The sequence below is a fragment of the Rhodococcus sp. 06-156-4 genome (genome assembly GCF_002259345.1).
Classification (GTDB): Bacteria; Actinomycetota; Actinomycetes; order Mycobacteriales; family Mycobacteriaceae; genus Rhodococcoides; species Rhodococcoides fascians_E.
The window spans coordinates 114,227-134,809 of record NZ_NPGB01000015.1 but is presented as its reverse complement, the minus strand read 5'-3'; the positions used below and the strand labels follow the sequence as shown (position 1 = coordinate 134,809).

Genomic DNA, 20,583 nt, shown 5'->3' with positions numbered 1-20,583 from the left:
GAGGAATTTCGTGACCACGTCTGTCATCGTGGCTGGGGCCAGGACCCCGGTCGGTCGGTTGTCCGGATCGTTGAAGGATTTCTCGGGTTCGGATCTCGGCGGGATTGCGATCAAGGGTGCGTTGGACAAGTCGGGGGTGGCTCCCGAACTCGTCGAGTACGTCATCATGGGCCAGGTCCTCACCGCGGGTGCGGGTCAGATCCCGGCTCGTCAGGCTGCGGTCGCTGCGGGGATTCCGATGGATGTTCCGGCGTTGACGATCAACAAGGTGTGCCTGTCGGGGGTCGACGCGATCGCGTTGGCCGATCAGCTGATTCGCGCGGGGGAGTTCGAGATCGTCGTCGCCGGTGGTCAGGAGTCGATGACCCAGGCACCGCACATGCTCGAGAAGTCGCGTGCCGGGTTCAAGTACGGCGATGTGACGATGAAGGATCACCTCGCCTACGACGGCTTGTACGACATCTTCACCGATCAGGCGATGGGCGGGCTCACCGAATCGCGCAACGAGGGTGCGGTCGCGAGCACCCGTGAGGAGCAGGACGCGTTCGCCGCGGCCTCGCATCAGCGTGCGGCGACGGCGTGGAAGAACGGTGTCTTCGACGACGAGGTCGTGCCGGTGCAGATCCCGCAGCGCAAAGGCGATCCGATCGTCTTCGCTCAGGACGAGGGCATCCGCGCCGACACCACCACCGACACACTCGCCAAGCTGCGGCCGGCGTTCTCCAAGACCGGCACCATCACCGCGGGCAATGCGTCGACGATCAACGACGGTGCTGCTGCGGTCATCGTGATGAGCAAGGCCAAGGCCGAAAGCCTCGGGCTGGAGTGGATCGCGGAGATCGGTGCGCACGGTGTGGTCGCGGGGCCCGATTCGTCGTTGCAGTCGCAGCCGGCGCGGGCGATCGCGAAGGCCTGCGCCAAGGAGGGAATCGATCCGAAGGATCTGGATCTGATCGAGATCAACGAGGCGTTCGCTGCGGTCGGTATCGCCTCGACCCGTGAGCTGGGTGTGGACGAGAGCAAGGTCAACGTCAACGGTGGCGCTATCTCCATCGGGCATCCGCTGGGGATGTCCGGTGCCCGCATCGCGTTGCATCTGGCGCTCGAACTGCAGCGCCGCGGCGGCGGTGTCGGCGCAGCTGCACTGTGCGGCGGAGGCGGACAAGGCGACGCCCTGATACTCCGGGTGCCTCCGTACGCCGCGGCAGAAACGAGGAGGCTCCGGAAAATATGACCCATCGAGTTCGTGTTGGTGGTCTTCAGGTTGCCAAGGTGCTGTACGACTTCGTGCAGAACGAAGCACTTCCGGGCACCGGCGTAGATCCCGAGAAGTTCTGGAGTGGTGCCGAATCGGTGATCACCGATCTGGCTCCGAAGAACAAGACTCTCCTCGGTGTGCGTGACGAAATTCAGGGCAAGGTCGATGCCTGGCACGGCGAGCACGCCGGACCGGATTACGACAAGGCCGCGTACAAGGCGTTCCTGCAGGAGATCGGCTACCTGATCGACGAACCGGCCGACTTCCAGATCAGCACCTCCGGTGTCGACACCGAGATCACCTCCACCGCGGGCCCGCAGCTCGTGGTCCCGGTGCTTAACGCCCGCTTCGCGATCAACGCTTCCAACGCACGCTGGGGATCGCTCTACGACGCCTTGTACGGCACCGACGCCATCTCCGAGGACGGCGGCGCGGAGAAGGGCACCAGCTACAACAAGGTCCGCGGCGACAAGGTCATCGCCTTCGCCCGCGAATTCCTCGACGAGGCTGCTCCCCTGTCCTCCGGTTCACACGTGGGCACCACCCAGTATGTTGTCGATGCCGCATCGTTGACGGTGACCCTCGCCGACGGATCCACCGTCGGTTTGGCAGACCCGGCGCAGCTGCTCGGATATCAGGGCCCCCCGGATGCGCCGACGGCGATCTTGTTCGTGCACAACGGGTTGCATTTCGAGATCCAGATCGATCCGCAGTCTCCGATCGGGGAAACCGACGCGGCAGGGGTCAAGGATGTTCTGCTCGAATCCGCGGTCACCACGATCATGGACTTCGAGGATTCCGTCGCCGCCGTCGACGCCGACGACAAGGTTCTCGGCTACCGCAACTGGCTCGGTTTGATGCGCGGCGACCTCACCGAAGAAGTCTCCAAGGGCGGCAAAACCTTCACCCGCAGCTTGAATCAGGACCGCAGTTACACCGCGGTCGACGGGTCCGAGCTGACCCTGCACGGTCGGTCGCTGCTGTTCGTCCGCAACGTCGGGCATCTGATGACCTCCGATGCGATCCTCGACGCCGACGGCAACGAGGTCCCCGAGGGCATCCTCGATGCACTGTTCACCTCGCTCGCCGGGTTGCATTCGCTGGCCACCGACAACGTTCTGAAGAACAGCCGCACCGGATCGTTGTACATCGTCAAGCCGAAGATGCACGGTCCCGACGAGGTCGCGTTCACCGCGGAACTGTTCGGCCGGGTGGAGCAGGTTCTCGGGCTGCCGGTCAACACCCTCAAGGTCGGCATCATGGACGAGGAACGCCGCACCACGGTCAATTTGAAGGCTGCGATCGAGGCCGCGAAGGAACGCGTGGTGTTCATCAACACCGGGTTCCTCGACCGGACGGGCGACGAGATCCACACCTCCATGGAAGCCGGACCGGTCGTGCCGAAGGGTGAGATGAAGGCCCAGACGTGGATCAAGGCGTACGAGGACTTCAACGTCGACACCGGGTTGGCGGCCGGGTTGGAAGGTAAAGCGCAGATCGGCAAGGGCATGTGGGCGATGCCGGATCTGATGCACGACATGCTCGAGCAGAAGATCGGGCACCCGCAGTCCGGTGCCAACACTGCGTGGGTGCCCTCGCCGACGGCAGCGACGTTGCACGCCTTGCACTATCACAAGGTCGATGTGTTCGCCCGTCAGGAAGAGATCGCGAAAGCCAAGCGCGCGAGCGTCGACGAGATCCTCGAGATTCCGTTGGCACCGACGACCGACTTCTCCGAGGAGCAGAAGCAACGCGAGCTCGACAACAACGCTCAGTCGATCCTCGGATACGTCGTGCGGTGGATCGATCACGGTGTGGGATGTTCGAAGGTTCCCGACATCAATGACATCGCGTTGATGGAAGACCGGGCGACGCTGCGTATCTCGAGCCAGTTCCTGGCGAACTGGATCCGGCACGGCATCGTCACCGAAGATCAGGTGCGCGCTTCGCTCGAGCGGATGGCTCCGGTGGTCGATCGACAGAACGCATCCGATCCGACGTACAAAAACCTCGCACCCGATTTCGGGTCGAACATCGCCTTCCAAGCAGCCAGTGACCTGATCTTCCAGGGCACCAGCCAGCCCAACGGCTACACCGAACCGATCCTGCACCGCCGCCGCCGCGAGTACAAAGCCAATTACGCGCTCATGTGACATCCCTGGTCGCCCCATAGGGGGCTGGCCAACGCGCGAAACGGGCGCCCTCCGACTCGTGCGCTGGCCCACAATGACGTGTGGTCCGCCGAATCCTTCGGATCGGTGGGCCACACGTCCCTGTTCTTTATGCGGCCAAGCACCTGCGCCGGTCACCGCGTGATCGGTCGACGAAGTAGAGCGAACAGTCGTGGCCCAGGTGACGGCTTGGACGGTCGCCGTCGTCACCGGTGAACAATGTAAATGGAATCGCGAGCGATCATCGATGAACTGGTACCGAAGACAAAAGTTTTCATGAAGCGGGTGGCGAAGAAACCCTCCCCAGAGTTGGCGCAACGAAGTGACTCTGTCAACGGTGGAGTATCTATGAGGGTACGACCCGATCGATTCCGTGCACAGAATCGCCCCTCACGCCATTTCTCCCGGCCGTTGGCGATCGTGATCGCGTCCCGGCCAGTGAACTGGGTATGGCCGCCTACCAAGCCGCTCGGCATCCGGAGACGTCGGTGATACTGCGCGGGGGACATTTCGATGTCTACGACAACGAGGGATTCGTGCATTCCTCGTCAGCGGCCGCATCCTGGTTCGGACGGCACCTGCTCTGAGCGAAGCCAGCATTCTTCGCACCTGTGTCTCAACCCGGAATCTATGAGAGGACCCGTACACTCCGTAGAGGGTCGGGTGCCAGCGTTACGGATCCGCTGACTCGCGCCCCCTCGCCGCTACGTCGTCCAGACCTGCACCGACGAGCCATTCGTCGCAGCAATTCTCCGACCAGGCAATGGGATTCACACGGACTGACTCAAATGTCATTCGGAGTCGAGTCGGACGCCGAACTGCGAGTCTCCGATCGTAGTGAATAATTCACGAACCCGATTCTTGTCGTCGTGGCTGAAGGTCATGCACATCTGAAGCAATATCCGAGCCTTTTGCGGGGTCAAGTCGGCGGCGCCGATCACTCCTGGCGAGCCGCCGTCGTACTTGCCCTCGCCACCGGTCCTGGTCGCGGCAACGAAGAGTACTCCCTCGTTCGTTGCAGTGGCCACGGCTGCTGCTTGGGCATCGGACATGCCGCCGGGACCGTGTCCTGCGATGACGATGCCTCTGATTCCCGCTGCGGTCAGTGCCCGAATCGGAACGTCCGAGGCGTCGAGGTAGCTGCTCACGATCTCCACGGCTACCACGTCGGAGGCGGTCCGAGTCGAGAGATCGAACGGAGTCGTCCAATTGGCGCCCTGGTGTGTGATTCGGGCGGGTGCTCGCATGAGCCTGATTCGGGTGGCGTTCACTACTCCCAGTGCTCCGTAACTACCCGCAGCGAACGCATCGAGTCGGTACCCATCCGACTTCGTGACCTCGCGAGCTGAGAAAATCTGATCGTTCATCAGTATTACGGTCCCGAAAGAAGTTGTTCGCGCACTCGCTGCTAGCCGGACAGCGCTGATCAGGTTCGTCATTCCATCTTCGGTGAACGTTCCGCTCTGGTGCATTGCGCCGGTGACGACAACTGGTTTCTCGCTCTGCACAGTCAGATCGAGGAAGTACGCGTCTTCTTCGAGGAGATTGGTGCCGCCGGTCACGACGACGCCGACAACGTCGTCGAGAGCCAGACAGTCGTCGACGGTCCGAGATAAGTGGCATCTGCTCTCGGTGGTCGACTCCGACGATAGCCCTGAGATGTCGGTTGACACCACTGATACGTTCGCGATGGACCCCAGCTCCGGGTACAGCCGTCTCAGAACGTCTTTGATCCCTCCTGCAAGTGATGTCGCATACGTGTGGTAGCTGATTCGATCCGGCGTCGTACCCGTGATCGTCCCGCCGGCATCGACTACGACGACGGTTGGTAGGCCCGCTACGAACTCGGCCATCGCGATTCGACGAATACAGGAGTCTGGACGGGGGTGTCGGGCGCTGATCATCTTCTTGCTCTGTTTCTCCGAGTCGACACATCTGGGTTGGGGCGTCAGTGGCTAGCGCGTGAGGAAGGTGGTCAGATAGCTAGCGAACTCGTCGGCTCGTTCGTGTTGCAGCCAGTGACCTGTGTGGGGAAGGACGAGCAGCTCGGACCTACGAAGTGCGGACAGGTAGTGGAAGGCGTCTTCGGTCGGACAGAATCTGTCGTCGCGTCCCCACATGAGCAGGGTCGCATTGTCGATTGTGCTGATCCATTCGGCAGGAGTTCGGCGCTCGGGATCCTCGACCCAGCCGCCACGGGCAAGCCGCTGATGCGCATCCTCGATTCCAGGCGCCAGCGTGCTTTCGTATCGCGATGTGACAATTCCTTCGAGGTCCGAGATCGTGTTCACGTCAGCCATCAGTCCGGTGAGAAGGTTGCGCATTTTTTCCGGCGTCGGATGCGGGTAGTAGCCGCGTAAGAGTGCGCCGCCCTCGGGAGGAGGGGCAAGGAATTGCGGGCAGAAACCGCGAACATAGGGAGCGATCAAGCCGATGCGATCGACCACGGCCGGATGGTCGAGGGCCATTCTCAGCGCAACGCCACCCCCGAGGGAGTTTCCTGCCACGTGCGCACTTGCGATATCGAGCTGACCGAGGAGCTCTGCCATTGCCTTCGCGGAGATGGCGTTGTACGGAAGTCCATTGTCGTGGACAAGGCGCGATCTTCCGAATCCCAGTTGGTCCGGAACGATGATTCTGAACCTGTCTTGCAGCAATTCGATACTGGCAGCGAAACTTTCCCAACCAGTTTCCCCTGGGGCTGCTCCGTGCAAGAGCAGGAGGGCCGGGCCCGACCCGACCTCTTGGTACGAGATCGAGGCGTCGGAGGTCCGGCAGGACTGAACCTCGGGTACGTAAGCCATTGATCCGGCGCTCCTTCGATGGCGTCCTGTCGCGGTGGTGGTCCGAGCGTTTCGAGCGGTCCGATGACCCCGACCAGCCGACGAGTCTCCTCGACGATCACCCCGACTGACTGGTGTCTGATAATACGAGCACAGACTATCGACAGACGCAAGCGCTGCAGCAACGCCACCCCACCTGTAATCGCTCGCGTGAGATTCGGTGGCCGAGCTTAGCCTGGGTCTCATCGGCGAGGTGGGTTTCAAGGTCGGAATGGAATGTTCGTTTCGAGCAAACCCGGCATTAAGTCGAGGTCAGGCATGTCTTTTCCGGATTGCTGAATCGATGCGTGGCTTCGGCCTGTGTGACTGTGGCGCAGACCAGTGGTTCTCGGGGGCTCGCGCTCGGAGTGGCTTGTTTCCGGTATGAAAACTTCTGCACACATCTGATTTCTGCGTTTGCGGCACACGATCGTCTGTGTTCGTATTAAATGCATCGAAGGACGACGGTCATGCGGACGCCGGCCCGACACCGCACCTTGGATTGGTTGCCACGCAGCAGAAGTGCTGCATGGAACCGGAGAAGAGAATTGACATCCATGCTCGTACATCTGAATTCAGCTCAGTGAGCTGATGCCGTCCACCCGGCCCCGTAGTTCTCGCACGAGCCTGGAGCTCGGAGACAAGCGACGACTTCACCGTTGTCGTCCGGGCGATGGGAACCAACGTTCCCGTTTCGCGCCTCAACACCGAGGCTTCGTTGTATTCCCATTCGAAAGGAAGTCCGTGAAGCACGTTAACAAATCACTCACCGCCGTCTTCGGCGCTGTCGGTCTCATTGCCCTGACGGCTTGCGCGGGCAGCGGTCCGGGTAGCTCGGATTCGACGGGGAGCGACACGTCCGAATCGTCCATCGCACTGCCCGCGAGCGTCGAAGCCAAGCGTGCGCTCGATGTTGCCGTGTACGTGCCTTACCCCCCGTACACCACGATTGGCGCCGATGGGCAGCCGGGAGGCCTGGAACCAGACCTCTTGCGCGCCGTAGCCGGGAAGCTGGGTGTCACGGCGAATTTCCATTCCATGAAGTTCGAGGCCATGATCCCCTCGGTTGTGAGCGGGCGAAACGACGTCATGATCGGCGTCATGGCTGACACGGAGGAACGGCGCAACGTCGTCAGTTTCACAGATCTGTACACGGCCGGATTCAAAGTTGTCACAGCGGCCGGAAACCCGGCATCTGTCGATGCAACCAACCTGTGCGGCACGACGCTCGGTGAGACACCGGTCAGCGTTCAGCACGACATCGTCAGTCAGCTCTCCGAAGACTGCGTCGCCGCAGGAAACCCGCCAATCGAGATCCTCGACCTGGTCAACCCTGCGGACAATTTGGTCACCATCACGAACGGACGAACCGATGGAACCCTCATCGACGCCATCATGGCAGCGGATCTCGTCAAAACCAACCCGGATTTCGCGGCTCTCGACGAGATCATCGAGGGCCCGCCGATATACACCGGTTGGCTGTACGAGAAGAACAACGATGTCATGATCAACGCTGTCTGCCAGGCGGTCACGGAACTCATGGACGATGGCACCTGGGGCGAGATCATGACTCAGTACGGGGCCGACCAGGTTGCTCTCGACCCGATCCGTATCAACACCGAGCCAGCGGACTGCTGACCATGATCAACAAAATCGACGCGCCTTCCGCTCGTGTGTACGATGCCGACGTATCTCTGCCCGGCGACGCAACTCTGCCTATCAAGAAGTTGGGACACCCCTATCGGTGGATGGCCGCAGTAGTCATTGCGTTGCTATCGGTGTGGTTCGTTCGAATTCTCGTCGTGACTCCTACATTCGAGTGGGACGTTGTGTGGGAGTACCTCTTCGCGCATGAAGTTCTGCTAGGTGTCCTTCGAACGTTGCAGATGACCGTGATCTGTATGGTGGTAGGGATCACCCTCGGGACCATCATTGCGATCATGCGACTGTCGCCCAATCCGATTCTGAAGGGCGTCGCGTCGTTCTACCAATGGTTTTTTCGGGGAACACCTACACTGATTCAGTTGATTTTCTGGTTCAACCTCTCGAGCATCTTTCCCGCGATCCAGTTAGACCTGTTCGGGTACACGTTCGTGAGTTGGAATACCAACGAATTGATGACGCCGTTTCTGGCGGCAGTACTCGGCCTCAGTCTGAACTTTGCGGCTTACCACTCCGAAATCGTCAGAGCAGGAATCCTTTCGGTCGACGAAGGACAGTCCGATGCAGCCGACGCTTATGGGTTGAGTCGTACGAAGACTCTGCGCTACATAGTGTTGCCACAGGCGATGCGAGTGATCATTCCCCCTACTGCCAACGAGACCATCGGAATGTTGAAGTGGACTTCGTTGGCGAGCATCGTCTCGTACACCGAGTTGCTCACCACGGTCGGCAACGTCTACAACACGACCTACCAGGTGATCCCGCTGCTCATCGTCGCTGCGCTCTGGTATCTGTTCATGACCACAATTCTGAGTATCGGTCAGATCTTCATCGAGAAGCGTTTCGCTCGGGGAACCACCAGGACTGCCAAGAAGTCGGCCATCGGTGACATCTTCGGCACTATGAGGAGAGGAGTGCGCGCATGAACCCCATGATCTCGGCCCGGTCGATAAGCAAGCACTACGGCCACCAAGTGGTTCTGAAGGATGTTTCCCTCGACGTTGCCGAAGGTGAGGTCTGTTGTCTGATCGGACCGTCAGGTGCAGGCAAGAGCACGTTGCTGCGCTGCGTGAATCACCTCGAGCACCTCGACGGCGGACGACTGATGGTCGACGGCGAGACCGTCGGCTACCGCGAACGTGGTGGCAAACTCAAGGAGATGAAGGGCCGGGACGTTGCAAAGCAGCGTGCCAAGATCGGCATGGTTTTTCAGCATTTCAATCTCTATCCGCACTTGACGGCGGAGCAAAATGTCAGTCTCGCACCCATCACGGTGCACGGCAAAGACAAGAGCGCGGCCCGCGAACGCAGTATCGAGCTGCTCGAGCGTGTCGGCCTCGGAGCAAAATCCGGTAAGTATCCGAGGCAGCTGTCCGGAGGTGAGCAGCAGCGGGTCGCGATCGCACGCGCCCTCGCCATCGAGCCCAAGTTGATCCTGTTCGACGAGCCGACCAGTGCACTCGATCCCGAGCTCGTGGGTGAGGTGTTGTCAGTCATTCGGGACGTCGCGAACGAGGGAATGACGCTGTTGGTCGTCACACACGAGATCGCATTCGCTCGCGAAGTTGCCAGCCGTGTGGTCTTCATGGACGGTGGCGTGATCGTGGAGCAAGGCACCCCGGACGAGGTCACACTGCATCCGAAGGCGGAGCGGACGCAAGCGTTCTTGGAGCGCGTCCTCTAACAAGTACATTCCTGCCGGCCACTGATCTTTCGTTTGGTCAGGCGGTATTTCAAAACCCGATAGAAGGAATCCCGTGTCAAGTTCCCGAGCGCATATGAATCTGGTGTTGTTCTTCAATCCTGGAGGCAGGCTTCCGTCGAGTTGGCGTCGGCCCGAGAGCCGTGTCGAAGATCTTTACAAGTTGGACTTTGCGATCGAGGTGGCACAGCGAGCCGAGGGCGCAGGTTTCGATGCGCTCTTCCTGGCTGACGTCTTCTACGAGGCTCATCTGGGCAGGGATCCATTCTCCACAGGAGCCGAGCCGTTGACGCTGATGAGCGCGCTCAGCCCGGTCACTTCGCGGATCGGCCTGATCGGAACGGTCTCGACGTCGTTCACCAACCCCTACAATCTGGCCCGCTACCTTTCGAGCATCGACCACATGAGTAATGGTCGGGTCGGGTGGAACGTGGTGACCTCGTCTGCAGGCGGTGAAGTGTTCGGTGTCGACCTTCCGCCGCGGGAAGAGCGTTACGTTCGTGCCGACGAGTTCGTCCGAGTAGCGGAAAAGCTGTGGGACGCCTGGGACGACGATGCGGTTCTGAACGATCGAAGCTCCCGAGTCTGGGCGCGTCACGACGGTATCCACCCGGTCGATTTCACGGGGGAGTACTTCAGCGTCAAAGGTCAACTGAAGATGCCGCGGTCACCGCAGGGTCACCCGGTCATCGTTCAGGCTGGGCAGTCGAGCGACGGAATGGATTTCGCAGCACGCCATGCCGAGGTGGTCTTCACCGCACAAACCGATATCGAGGAGGCGCAACAGTTCTACTCGGAAGTCAAGAACCGAGCTGCGGCTCTCGGGCGCGATCCGTCGACGATCAAGATTCTTCCCGGAATAGCACCGATCATCGGTGAAACCACCGTCGCTGCAGAGCAGATCGCTAAAGATCTGGCGTCGCTTGTGGATATGGAGGTCGGCCGAAAAGCCATGGAGGTCACGCTTCAGGGGGCGGACCTCACGGGTCTGTCGCTCGATGCGCCCATCCCGAAGGAACTTCTCGCGGATCCAGCGGTTGCAGGTTCGGCTGGAGGACTCGGCGCCAGTAGGTACAAGAATTTCTACACCATGGCGGTCCGCGACAAGATGACCCTGCGAGACCTCATTTTCGAAAGTGAGCGAGGACTCGGACACAGTACGGTGACCGACTCGGTGACTCGGGTGGCCGACAGATTCGAGGAGTGGTTCACCAAGGGAGCATGCGACGGCTTCGCGATCACCCCCGTCTACATGCCCGACGGACTCGACGTGATCTGTGACAGCCTTCTCCCCGAACTGCAACGACGAGGACTCCATTCTCCGGATTACACTGGTTCCACTCTGCGCGACCACCTCGGTCTGACGAGGCCGGAGGTTCGCAGAGAGTCCGGGGACGAAGACGCACTCCGGTTCGCCTGAGTGTCCGATGGGCCGGCTTGTCTGCTTCCGACAGTCAAGCCGGCCTGGCTCGTCCGTCGAAGTACGCGAAAGCACACGAAATGCCCGTCTGCGCGGCAACGCGGACGCCCGGTCGGAAAGAAACTTGGAGAATGACGATGCGATCACCTCGATCCGGAAACGACGTCGCGACTGCGATGTCCGAGTTCTTCGTCGGAGACGATCCGCATCGGATGTATGTCCAGCATTGGCACTCGTTCGCGCCGGCGTCGGAGTCACGTGGTCCGGCTGTTCTGGTTCACGGTGGCTTTCATTCTGGAATCGTCTGGACGACCACACCTGACGGACGTCCCGGTTGGGCACACCTGCTGGCTGCGGCCGGCTGGGACGTCTATGTGGTCGACTGGCCAGGAACCGGACGATCCGGGCTCAATGCCGAGAGTGTCGGCGTTACCGCGGCCGCCGTCGTCGACGGTCTTGCCGCCCTCGTCGAACAAACCGGGCCTGCGGTGATGATCGGACACAGCATCGGTGCCGCACTCTCGTTCAAACTTGCCGAGCGGCGCCCGGCCGCCGTTCGGGCGATTGTGGCCGTCGCTCCTGCATCCGTGGAAAGCCCGGTCGTTGGCTGGGACTCGGCTCCCCTCGACGATTTCGTGTATTTCCCCGAACCTGTTGTCCGCTCGCTGTTCGCGAACAGCGATGCCTTCCCACACGAAGCCTTCGACAACTACATGTCCTCCGTGGTGCCGTCGACCCCGGCGATCTTCAATGCCTCACTCGGGCTCACCGAGGATCTGAAAACGGATCCTTCCGTCGATCCTGGCTGGGGAAATCGCATTCCGATGCTTCTATTGGTGGCAGATCAAGATCAGCTGATACCGGAAGTCAGGTCTGCGGAGACGTCTGCCGCGCTGGGAGTAGCGGTCACCCGACTCGCGGACGACTGGGGCTTGCCCGGACACGGTCATAACTTCATCGTCGAAATCGGTTCCGACGCAATAGCAGGTCGCGTCGTGGAGTGGTTGGCTCGACCCGAAGTTCGGTAGCCGAAGGCATTCGCGATCGCAGTCCGTAGGCCTGAACGGCACTGCATCTCTGCGGTCTTGGCGAGATCGACCTCAGACCCTCGTCGAAGGTTCCGAAGAGCGTTCGGAATGGTCAGGTGCCCACATGCATCCGATGACAACTAGGGATCCGCGTGCGAGACAAACCGATCTGTCTGACTTCACCCAAGTAATCGGCTGCGTGTCCAAGGTCTAAAAGAAAGGGTGGTCGCCTCTATGAAACCGCACCATTCAAGCAGCGCGTATCGAGGATATCGGAACGCGGGTATTCGGCTATCCGAAGACGCGTGGGCAGACCGTCGGTACTCACCGAGAAATACCCGAAGGGCTCCGATATCCTGCATCCTGCAATTCGACAAGGCACACGTGGTGATGCTGACCGAGTCAGGCGTGATCAGTATCGAGAATGGCGTTGAAATGCTCAGGGAGATACGAGACGTTATTTCGACCGAAGTCGAGCTCGCCGGGTGGGACGGCGGAATGCACTGGACTGAAACCAAACTGATCCAGAGCCTGGGGGAGGACGTGGGCGGCTGGATCAATCTGGGCCGAAGCACAGGTGATATCTCCGAAGTAGCACGTAGGCTCCACACTCGGCTACTCGTCATCGACAATATCGCGTCGTTGAATCGACTTCGCGGCGTTCTGTTGACACTGTCGATCTCGTTCACGGAAACGGTCGTGCCAGGCCAAACTTTTCTGCAGCATGCTCAGCCGACTACTCTCGCTCACTGGATATGCATGTGGGAAGCGATGCTCGGCCGGGACGTTCACCGCTACCTGGAATTGCTGCAACGGCTGAACGAGTCACCTGCCGGAGCTGGAATTTTGAGTACAACCGACTTTCGAATCGACCGGTCGCGAGTATCGGATCTCTTGGGTTTCGACCGCCCGATAGCCAACAGCATGGACGCGATCATGAGCCATGACGTGGCCCTCGAGGCAGTGAGCGCAATGACGATTTCGGCGCTCGATCTTTCGCGAATAGCTGACGACCTCGAACTCTGGATGTCCAGTGAATATCGTTATGTCGACTTTCCCGATCGATTCTGCGCGACATCGAGCATCATGCCGCAGAAGCGTAATCCCAATCTGCCGCAGCAGATCAAAGCTCAAAGTGCCCGAGCACTAGGCGCCATGTCCATCGCCATTGCAGCCGAACGCGGAGCAACTGGGCAGCCCATGCTCGAGCGATTCGAGAGCGACACGATCCTGTGGGAACTGCTCGAAGACTTGCCCGCCCTGATGGGTGACCTGTCGACGATGCTGCCGGCTATGAGGGTCGACAGCACGCGGATGAAAGACAGCTCCGAGCGCCACTGGTCCTCGGCGAGTGACTTGGCGTCGCTGATCACCGCGGAATCGTCGCTGTCCTGGCGCAGTGCACATCAGATCACCGGCATCGTCGTCCGGATCTGCTATGAACGTGGTATCGAGCCCGCAGCGCTGACTCCCGAGATCGTCGACGAGGCTGCGCACATGTATGGGTGCGCACCATTATCCCTTTCGCCGAGTGCAATCGAATCGGCACTCGATGCTGCCGCCGCAGTGTCGCGGCGGACGATTATCGGCGGACCGGCTGCCGGCGAGGTGTCGCGCGCGATCGCGACAGCCGGCCAACGATTGGATAAGGACATTCGAGCGACCTCAGCATGGACCGGCCGTGTCGTGGAGTCCGAGGCACGCCTCTCGCGAGCTGTCGATCGATTGCTGGGGGGTTGATATTCGAGGGGCAGCCACACTTTGTGCGAACGGCGCTATTGGAGAACAGTTTCGCTGCAGTAGCGACCAGTTCGGTGAATCGATCGCTGCTGCAGCCGTTCTACTGTGCACATGATGCCGGTACCGAGGGTGTCGGATGCGTATCAGTGAACCCGACGGTCGTGGCTGCGCGTGCTGTAGGTCACGATGGATTCTCGGTGCCGGCCAGGGCATCGATGCGAGTGATGGCCTCTCGAAGATGGCACACGTCGGCGTATTTCGCGTCGAGGTCGGCAAGATTGGACTCGTGCACCTCCTTCGTGCGGTCTGCGCACGTTTCGCGAATCACCTGTGGCCGGAAGCCGTGATTGAGCCCATCCATTGCGGTGGCCCGCACACATCCCGACGTCGACACACCACCGACCAGAATGGTGTCGACTCCGGCGGTGTGCAGAGTCGACGCCAACGACGTGGAGAAGAAGGAACTCGCATAATGCTTGGTGATGCGAATGTCGCCTGGTTCCGGCGTCAGGACGAGCTCACCTGCCCTCTTGGGGGATCCCTTGGCGAACGCGGCGAGACCGGGCACCTTCTTACCGAAAAGCCCTGCGTCGACCATGGTCTCGTCGTATCTTACGTCGGTCCAGACGACCGGGAACCCAGCGCTGCGCATCACCTCGACGAGCCGGGCCGTCGCCTCGATCACCTTTTCCATGTGAGGGAGTGCAAAGACACCGTCGTGGTCGACGTATGCGTTGACGAGGTCTACGACTATCAGGGCTGGACGAACACCCCACCCGACGCGTCCAGCGAACGGTGCGAGCGAATCGGTCGTGATCATGATGCGGTAGCCTCCCCGGCCAGTTGTCGCAGTAACGATTGGGCGCGTTTCTGTAGAGCCTCCGGATGCAGTGGGAGCTCGTTGAACTCGAAGTTCAACGCGTTGGTGACCGCATTGGCCAAACACACGCCGGCCGCGATGGTTCCGCCTTCACCAACCCCCTTGGCACCGAGAATTCCTTCGGGGGCCGGAGTGGTGAGGTGCCTCAGTTCGACGTTGGTCATCTCGCTCGCTGTGGGCATGAGGTAGTCCATGAAAGAACCGGCCAACGGTTGGCCCTCGCTGTCGTAATGGAACGATTCGTACAGTGCCGCGGCGATGCCCTGTGCGATGGCACCTTTTGTTTGTCCTTCGACAACCAAGGGGTTGATGATTCGGCCACAGTCCTCCGCAACGACCCAGTCGAGGATCTTCACGAATCCTGTCTCGGCGTCCACCTCGACCCGGCATCCGTGTGTCGCATAGGAATACAGAACCGACTTGGCCTCGAACATCCGGCCGAGTGTGTACCTGTCGTCCGGAGCCTTGGCCGCCAGACTACGGACGTTCTCCGAGATCGCGGGTTCGTCGATCGACGAGACAAGACCGGACTGGATCTGCAGCCGGTCGACAGGTACGTCGAGCAGAACGGACGCGTCTTCGAGCAGCCGGTCCTTCAGCTCTCCGCCGGCAAGGACGATCGCACCGGAGGTCACCGATGCGCTACGAGAGGAACCGGTTCCGGTTCCGTCGACGTCACCGGAACCGGTGTCACTCTGGATGACGTCGATCTGGTCGAATTCGATACCGGTGGCGTCGGCGAGTACCTGGGAATACGTCGTCGCGCTGCCTTGCCCGATGGATGGACTGGACGTCCATACCTTGACCCGCCCGTCTGCGCCGAGGCTGAGCTGGCAACTGTCCCAGCCTTTCATCGCCGACATACCGCGTTGCTTGAAGAGCGTCGAATTGTTACCGGTCCACTCGACGTAGGACGCAAACCCCACACCGATCAGCGTGCCGTTCTCGCGAGCCGTAGCCTGCTCTGCCTCAGCATCTTCGTAACGGAGCATGTCAGCGGCGGCCTCGAGTGCTGCTGGGTAGTCGCCCGAATCGTACCTCTGACCGGTAACAGTGACGTAGGGAAGATCGTCTGGTGTGATGAGGTTTCGGCGGCGAATTTCGATCGGATCGATGCCGGCTGCCTCGGCGAAGATGTCCATGAGGCGCTCGTGAATGAGCGAGGCAACAGGTAGTCCCACCCCTCGATACGGTCCCGCAGGGCACGTGTTCGTTGCCACCGCACGGCCACGAGCGCGATAGTGCGACAACCTGTACGGTCCCGGCGTCATGCCGAGCACTCCTGCCGTCTCCAGAACATGCGTGATCGGGTACACCGAGTACGCACCGCCGTTACCCAGCGAATCGAGGTCGATCGCCAGCAGGTGTCCATCGGCGTCTGCTGCTGCGCGCACCGTGACCTCGAAATCGCGGGCGTGCGCCGACGCCGTGAGGTTCTCGGCACGGTCCTCCACCCATTTGACGGAACGAGCAAGCTTGACCGCCAGCCACGCCACGAGTAGGTCCTCAGGCGAGACGATGCTCTTGAGCCCGAAGCCACCGCCGATATCCGGGCACTTCACACGCACCCGGAAGCCGAAGAGATCTCGGACGCACTCCATCAGCGCGTGCGGAAATTGCGTCGACGCCCAGAGTACGACTTCGCCGTCCTCGACGTACGCTGCAGCGCCTCGCCCCTCCATGGGCGCAGGCACCAGACGGGGATGACGGAACACTCGCTCGACGACATGTGCGGCTCCCGCGAAGGCGGCATCCGGGTCACCCACCTCGATCAGACGATCGAAGAGCACGTTCGACGTGATCTCCTCGGACTCGTGCAGAACAGGCTTCGACGGGTCGAGCGCGTCGGCGATGTGGCTGACGACAGGTAGCGGGTCGATGACGACATCGACCATCCCGGCGGCATCTTCGGCGATGTAGCGCGACGCCGCAACGACTGCGGCGATCGGTTCACCCACGTAGCGCACTCGGTCGTGCGGAAGGATGGGGCGCGGAGGCTTGCTCGCATTCGCGACGGGTGTGACCAGGTCGGGGACGTCACCGAGATCCTCGCGTGTGAAGACACCCACAACGCCCTCGATGGCTCTCGCGTCCTCCGCCCTGATTTCCCGGATCAGCCCGTGCGCGATGGTGCTTCGCACGAACACGACGTGGAGAGCGTCGCCGGGTAGTGGAACATCGTCGAGAAACATCGCTTTACCGGTGAGCAGCGGACGGTCTTCGACTCGAAGAGTCGCGCGCCCCACCATCTCCAGCGGTTCGGCGACGGCACTCACGACGCCACCTCCTGTGAGTCACGTTCTGCGACGGGGTTTGACGTTCGTGCGATTCGCAGTTGCTCGAGTGTGTGCGTCACCGCGTTCACGATGCTCTCGTATCCGGTACACCTGCAGAGATTGCCGGAGATGGCTTCTCGGATCTCTTCTTCGGTGAAGTCTTGGTTGGCCAGCAGAAGCGGTTGAAGCGCCATCAGAAACCCTGGTGTACAGAAGCCACACTGGAGAGCGTGACGCTCGTGGAAAGCCTGCTGAAGTATCGACAATTCGTCGTCTTCGCGACCTGCCACTGCCTCGACGGTACGCACGTGACACCCTTCGGCCTGGGCCGCGAACATCAGACAGGAACGAACGGGAGCGCCGTCGACCTCGACCGTGCAGGCGCCGCACACGCCGTGTTCGCATCCGACATGTGTGCCGGTGAGACCTGCTTCGTGCCTGATGAAGTCGGACAGGAGTGTTCGCGGCTCGACTTCGGCGGTGAAGTCGTTGCCGTTCAAGCTAATCGTTGTCGTTCGCAGTTGCATCGCGGGCTCCCTTTGCTCTTTCGACTGCTGTGTTGATTGCCCGGCGTAGAACCACCCCGACCAGTGATCGTCGATATTCGGCGGAGCCGTGCATGTCTCCGGTGGGTTCACTGGCGTCGCAGGCACGCCGAACCGCGGATTCGACGACGGCCTCGTCGATCACCTCGCCGGTCAGGAGTGCTTCGGCCGAAGGCACGCGCAACGGGGTCTGAGCGGCTCCGAGCAGCGAAATTCTCGCCTCCGAGCATCGACCGAGATCGTCGATGCTGACGATCACCGCCGCTCCGGCCAGACCGTAATCGCCGTTTCGCCGTGAAATTTCCTCGAACGAGAACCCGTGGCCGCGGGGCGGCGAAGGCACCCTGATCTCCACGAGTATCTCGTCGGGTTCCAACGCCGTCGTCATCGTCCCCACGAAGAATTCGCGCGACGGGATGGTTCGCTCCCCCCTCTTGCTCGAGCGAGCCACGATCGTCGCGTCCATAGCGATGAACGCGACCGGGAGTTCTGCCGCCGAATCAGCATGCGCGACACCGCCGCCGACCGTCCCCCTGTTTCTGATCGCGGCATGAGCGATCCAGCGAACCGCGTCCTCGAGCAGCGGCCACTTGCGTTCGATGACTCCGGACTTCTCGAGCATCGCAGTTCTGGTCATGGCGCCGATGCGCAGGGTTCCGTCGACGGATCGGATGTACGCGAGCTCGGACAGCCGGTTGATGTCGATGAGGCGTTCCGGCGATGCCATTCGAAAGTTCAACACGGGGATCAGGCTCTGGCCTCCCGCAAGAATTTTCGAGTCGTCTGGGTTTTCGGCAAGCATCTCGAGTGCCTCGTCGACGCTCCCCGGTCTCAGGTATTCGAAATTCGGTGGTTTCACGAGTGTGCAACTTTCGATCCGTCGAGGCGAACGGCGCGAACGGCGCGCCATATCGAATAGGCCAGTACGCTCGCAACGCTCACGGCGCCGAGCGGTAGCAACATCTCCTGCACCCTCGAGTCCTTGGGTGACTCGGTCGATTTCGTGTACGACGTGCCGGGGGACGAGTCCTCGGCCGGATGAGTCCCCGGAGCCGGCCACAGCCTCCCGGTGTCGGCGCCGAGGGCCGCGACAATACCGGTGCCGAAAGCGACCAGCTTGTCGGCAACGGCCTGTTCCAGGTGTGCGTACGATCTACTCGCGCCCATCCCGGCCATCTCGATTCGGGAGTTCACGGCGAGCAAGAAGGAGTCTCCGTCGGCAGTCACTGTGAAATCCACCGTCAACGACGCCAACCCTCGTCCACCGACCTCGCGCGCACTGGCCTCGTAGCTCACGCTTCTGCCGTCCGCGTCGAAGTCGACGAGGCGAGCACTGCACTGGTAGCTCGAATCCGAGTCCGCTACGTCGAACGTTCCCCGCAGCAGACCGTCTGCAACAGTGCGTTCCAAGTGGACGCCGGGAAGGCAACCGGCGAGGAAGTCGCTGTCGGCGAGGGCGTTGATCGCTTGATCGCCGGATACGGGCAACAGTGCGTTGAACGGGATGATCATCTGTCCTGCAATCTAGCTAGAGCCGGGCGGTCCCCCTTGGTGAAAGCATACGAGGTGGTCATGGGTTCGTGTCTACCGTTCCACAGCCACTCGTACGAAACGTCCGACTCACCCTCGAACCGAGTGAGCTTCGAGTCACGCAGCACTTGTTCAGGGCCGTCCGGAAGTTGGTAGAGGTGTGCGTTCTGAGCGGACGCTTCCTGAATCGTGCCTGCCCGTTTGGCACGCTTGGCGCCATACCGCAACAGCGCGTTCGAGATGTCGTTCTTGTTCACCACGGCGAGTTCCTCGGCTAGAACGGATGCGTCTTCGACGGCCTGCGATGCCCCCTGGGCTTGGAACGGCACCATTGCGTGAGCAGCGTCGCCGAGCAGTCCGATGTTGTCTCGAACCCAGACCGGGTTCTGGCGGTGCGCGAACAGAGCCCACTTCAGCACGGGCCCTTCGGCTTTCTCCAGTATCGACGCGATCCTGGAGTCCCAGCTGCTGAAAGTCTCGACGAACTCCTCTGCGGTGGTCTCCTGGGTCCATCCCTCGTCCAGGTCGACGTCGCTGGCAAGCGCCGCAGCAACATTCAGATATTCACCGCCGCGAATGAAGTAATGAACGAGGTGCTTCCCGGGGCCGTACCACATGGTCGACTGGAAGTCGTCCCACAGGAAACGCGTTGCGGGGTCGGCCTTCAACGCTGCTCCCGGGACCATGGCTCGGAAAACCATCTGGCCAGAGAAGAGGAGGTCGTCTTCGCTCATGCCCATTGCCGGTCGCACTTTCGAGTGCACACCGTCGGCACCGATGAGAACGTCGCCGGAGTAGCGCGTACCGTCCAGTGTGATTGCAACGGGCCGTGCCGGATTCGAGTTGTCGACATCGACCACGCGAGAACTCGTACGAAGCTCGACAACAGGGCCGGGAAACGCGGGGTCCGAGCACACGTCGACCAACATCTGGTGTAAGTCTGCGCGATGGAAGTGCCAGTACGGCGCGCCGAATTCGTCCCAAAGGCTTTCGCCGAGCGGTCTGCTGGCCAGAATCTTGCCGTCGCTCCAGCGACGACGTACCTGGCTGGTCGGCACAGTTTTGATCGCTTCCAATTGCGGACGCAGGCCGGCGTCGATGAGGATTCGACTCGCGTTCGGTGCGGTTTGGATTCCGGCTCCGACCTCGCCGAGCGACGTCGACTGCTCCAGCACGGTTACCTTCATCCCTACATTACGAAGTAGATAGGCTGCCGTCAGGCCACCGAGTCCACCGCCTGCGATCACGACTTCGTGAATATGGTTACTCAAGGGATGCCTCCTGGAACGGTGTGTCGCCGCGGCTGGGTACGGACCGAGTGTGTGAAATGGCGTTGCATGAAATAGTACGCACGCTGATCAATGTCGCAACCCGAATTTTCGTCACGCAAAAGACCCGCAGATGTAACAGAGTCCGGTCCGATGATCTACTCACGCTGCTGAGCTGGTGTTGAGGGTGTCAAGTCTGCCAGATCGCATGGTGTGATCGACGAATCGCGAGGTGGGAACATCGCGCGAGGAAGGCTGCTCTGTACTAATATAGTTTGTGT

The 20,583-nt window shown here is 61.0% G+C and carries 17 protein-coding genes; 9 read left to right on the top strand and 8 right to left on the bottom strand.

Annotation, left to right across the window (positions count from 1 at the left end; translation table 11 throughout):
• Positions 1–10: 10 nt before the first annotated feature.
• From CH290_RS10025 to CH290_RS30215, 3 genes are all read left to right on the top strand, one after another.
• Positions 11–1,234 (top strand): acetyl-CoA C-acetyltransferase, encoded by a 1,224-nt coding sequence (locus CH290_RS10025; RefSeq protein WP_052083075.1) that lies wholly within the window; start codon positions 11–13, stop codon positions 1,232–1,234.
• Positions 1,231–3,411 (top strand): malate synthase G, encoded by a 2,181-nt coding sequence (locus tag CH290_RS10020; RefSeq protein WP_094620661.1) that lies wholly within the window; start codon positions 1,231–1,233, stop codon positions 3,409–3,411. Before CH290_RS10025 ends, CH290_RS10020 begins: the two co-directional genes overlap by 4 nt.
• 467 nt (positions 3,412–3,878) lie before the next feature.
• Positions 3,879–4,016 (top strand): hypothetical protein, encoded by a 138-nt coding sequence (locus CH290_RS30215; protein ID WP_155295519.1) that lies wholly within the window; start codon positions 3,879–3,881, stop codon positions 4,014–4,016.
• Positions 4,017–4,220: 204 nt separating this feature from the next.
• On the opposite strand, the gene CH290_RS10015 is transcribed toward CH290_RS30215, so the two are convergent.
• Together CH290_RS10015 and CH290_RS10010 are read right to left on the bottom strand one after the other, a co-directional pair.
• A complete protein-coding gene (locus CH290_RS10015; protein ID WP_052083104.1) occupies positions 4,221–5,282 on the bottom strand; it encodes an asparaginase in 1,062 nt (353 codons plus the stop codon).
• Between the two features lie 102 nt (positions 5,283–5,384).
• Positions 5,385–6,233 (bottom strand): alpha/beta fold hydrolase, encoded by an 849-nt coding sequence (locus tag CH290_RS10010; protein WP_033188808.1) that lies wholly within the window; start codon positions 6,231–6,233, stop codon positions 5,385–5,387.
• Positions 6,234–6,995: 762 nt separating this feature from the next.
• On the opposite strand from CH290_RS10010, the gene CH290_RS10005 reads away from it, so the two are divergent.
• From CH290_RS10005 to argH, 6 genes are all read left to right on the top strand, one after another.
• Positions 6,996–7,889, top strand: coding sequence for a transporter substrate-binding domain-containing protein (locus tag CH290_RS10005; protein WP_033188807.1), 894 nt, complete (start codon positions 6,996–6,998; stop codon positions 7,887–7,889).
• Positions 7,890–7,891: 2 nt separating this feature from the next.
• On the top strand, positions 7,892–8,839 hold the full coding sequence (locus tag CH290_RS10000) for an amino acid ABC transporter permease (protein WP_033188806.1): 948 nt from the start codon (positions 7,892–7,894) through the stop codon (positions 8,837–8,839).
• Positions 8,840–8,844: 5 nt separating this feature from the next.
• Positions 8,845–9,597 carry an amino acid ABC transporter ATP-binding protein gene (locus tag CH290_RS09995; RefSeq protein ID WP_033188860.1) on the top strand — a complete coding sequence of 251 codons (753 nt, stop codon included), beginning with the start codon at positions 8,845–8,847 and terminating at the stop codon, positions 9,595–9,597.
• Between the two features lie 73 nt (positions 9,598–9,670).
• Positions 9,671–11,035: an NtaA/DmoA family FMN-dependent monooxygenase gene (locus CH290_RS09990; protein ID WP_141216150.1), complete on the top strand. Its 1,365-nt coding sequence runs from the start codon at positions 9,671–9,673 to the stop codon at positions 11,033–11,035.
• Between the two features lie 137 nt (positions 11,036–11,172).
• Positions 11,173–12,063, top strand: coding sequence for an alpha/beta hydrolase (locus CH290_RS09985; RefSeq protein WP_170947644.1), 891 nt, complete (start codon positions 11,173–11,175; stop codon positions 12,061–12,063).
• A 234-nt stretch (positions 12,064–12,297) separates the two neighbouring features.
• A complete protein-coding gene (gene argH, locus CH290_RS09980; protein WP_141216148.1) occupies positions 12,298–13,803 on the top strand; it encodes an argininosuccinate lyase in 1,506 nt (501 codons plus the stop codon).
• 181 nt (positions 13,804–13,984) lie between these two features.
• On the opposite strand, the gene CH290_RS09975 is transcribed toward argH, so the two are convergent.
• From CH290_RS09975 to CH290_RS09950, 6 genes are read right to left on the bottom strand one after another with little or no spacing between them, the layout of a single operon-like run.
• Positions 13,985–14,623 carry an isochorismatase family protein gene (locus CH290_RS09975; RefSeq protein WP_052083102.1) on the bottom strand — a complete coding sequence of 213 codons (639 nt, stop codon included), beginning with the start codon at positions 14,621–14,623 and terminating at the stop codon, positions 13,985–13,987.
• Positions 14,620–16,959, bottom strand: a complete 2,340-nt coding sequence (locus tag CH290_RS09970) for a xanthine dehydrogenase family protein molybdopterin-binding subunit (RefSeq protein ID WP_052083101.1) — start codon at positions 16,957–16,959, stop codon at positions 14,620–14,622. Before CH290_RS09970 ends, CH290_RS09975 begins: the two co-directional genes overlap by 4 nt.
• Positions 16,956–17,486 (bottom strand): (2Fe-2S)-binding protein, encoded by a 531-nt coding sequence (locus tag CH290_RS09965; protein WP_033188803.1) that lies wholly within the window; start codon positions 17,484–17,486, stop codon positions 16,956–16,958. Before CH290_RS09965 ends, CH290_RS09970 begins: the two co-directional genes overlap by 4 nt.
• Positions 17,461–18,363 carry an FAD binding domain-containing protein gene (locus tag CH290_RS09960; RefSeq protein WP_033188802.1) on the bottom strand — a complete coding sequence of 301 codons (903 nt, stop codon included), beginning with the start codon at positions 18,361–18,363 and terminating at the stop codon, positions 17,461–17,463. Before CH290_RS09960 ends, CH290_RS09965 begins: the two co-directional genes overlap by 26 nt.
• Positions 18,360–19,016: an SRPBCC family protein gene (locus CH290_RS09955; RefSeq protein ID WP_033188801.1), complete on the bottom strand. Its 657-nt coding sequence runs from the start codon at positions 19,014–19,016 to the stop codon at positions 18,360–18,362. The genes CH290_RS09960 and CH290_RS09955 overlap by 4 nt, the downstream gene beginning before the upstream one ends.
• The gene (locus tag CH290_RS09950) at positions 19,013–20,305 is read right to left on the bottom strand and encodes an FAD-dependent monooxygenase (RefSeq protein ID WP_052083100.1); all 1,293 of its coding nucleotides are present in this window, start codon (positions 20,303–20,305) and stop codon (positions 19,013–19,015) included. The genes CH290_RS09955 and CH290_RS09950 overlap by 4 nt, the downstream gene beginning before the upstream one ends.
• Between the last annotated feature and the right edge of the window lie 278 nt (positions 20,306–20,583).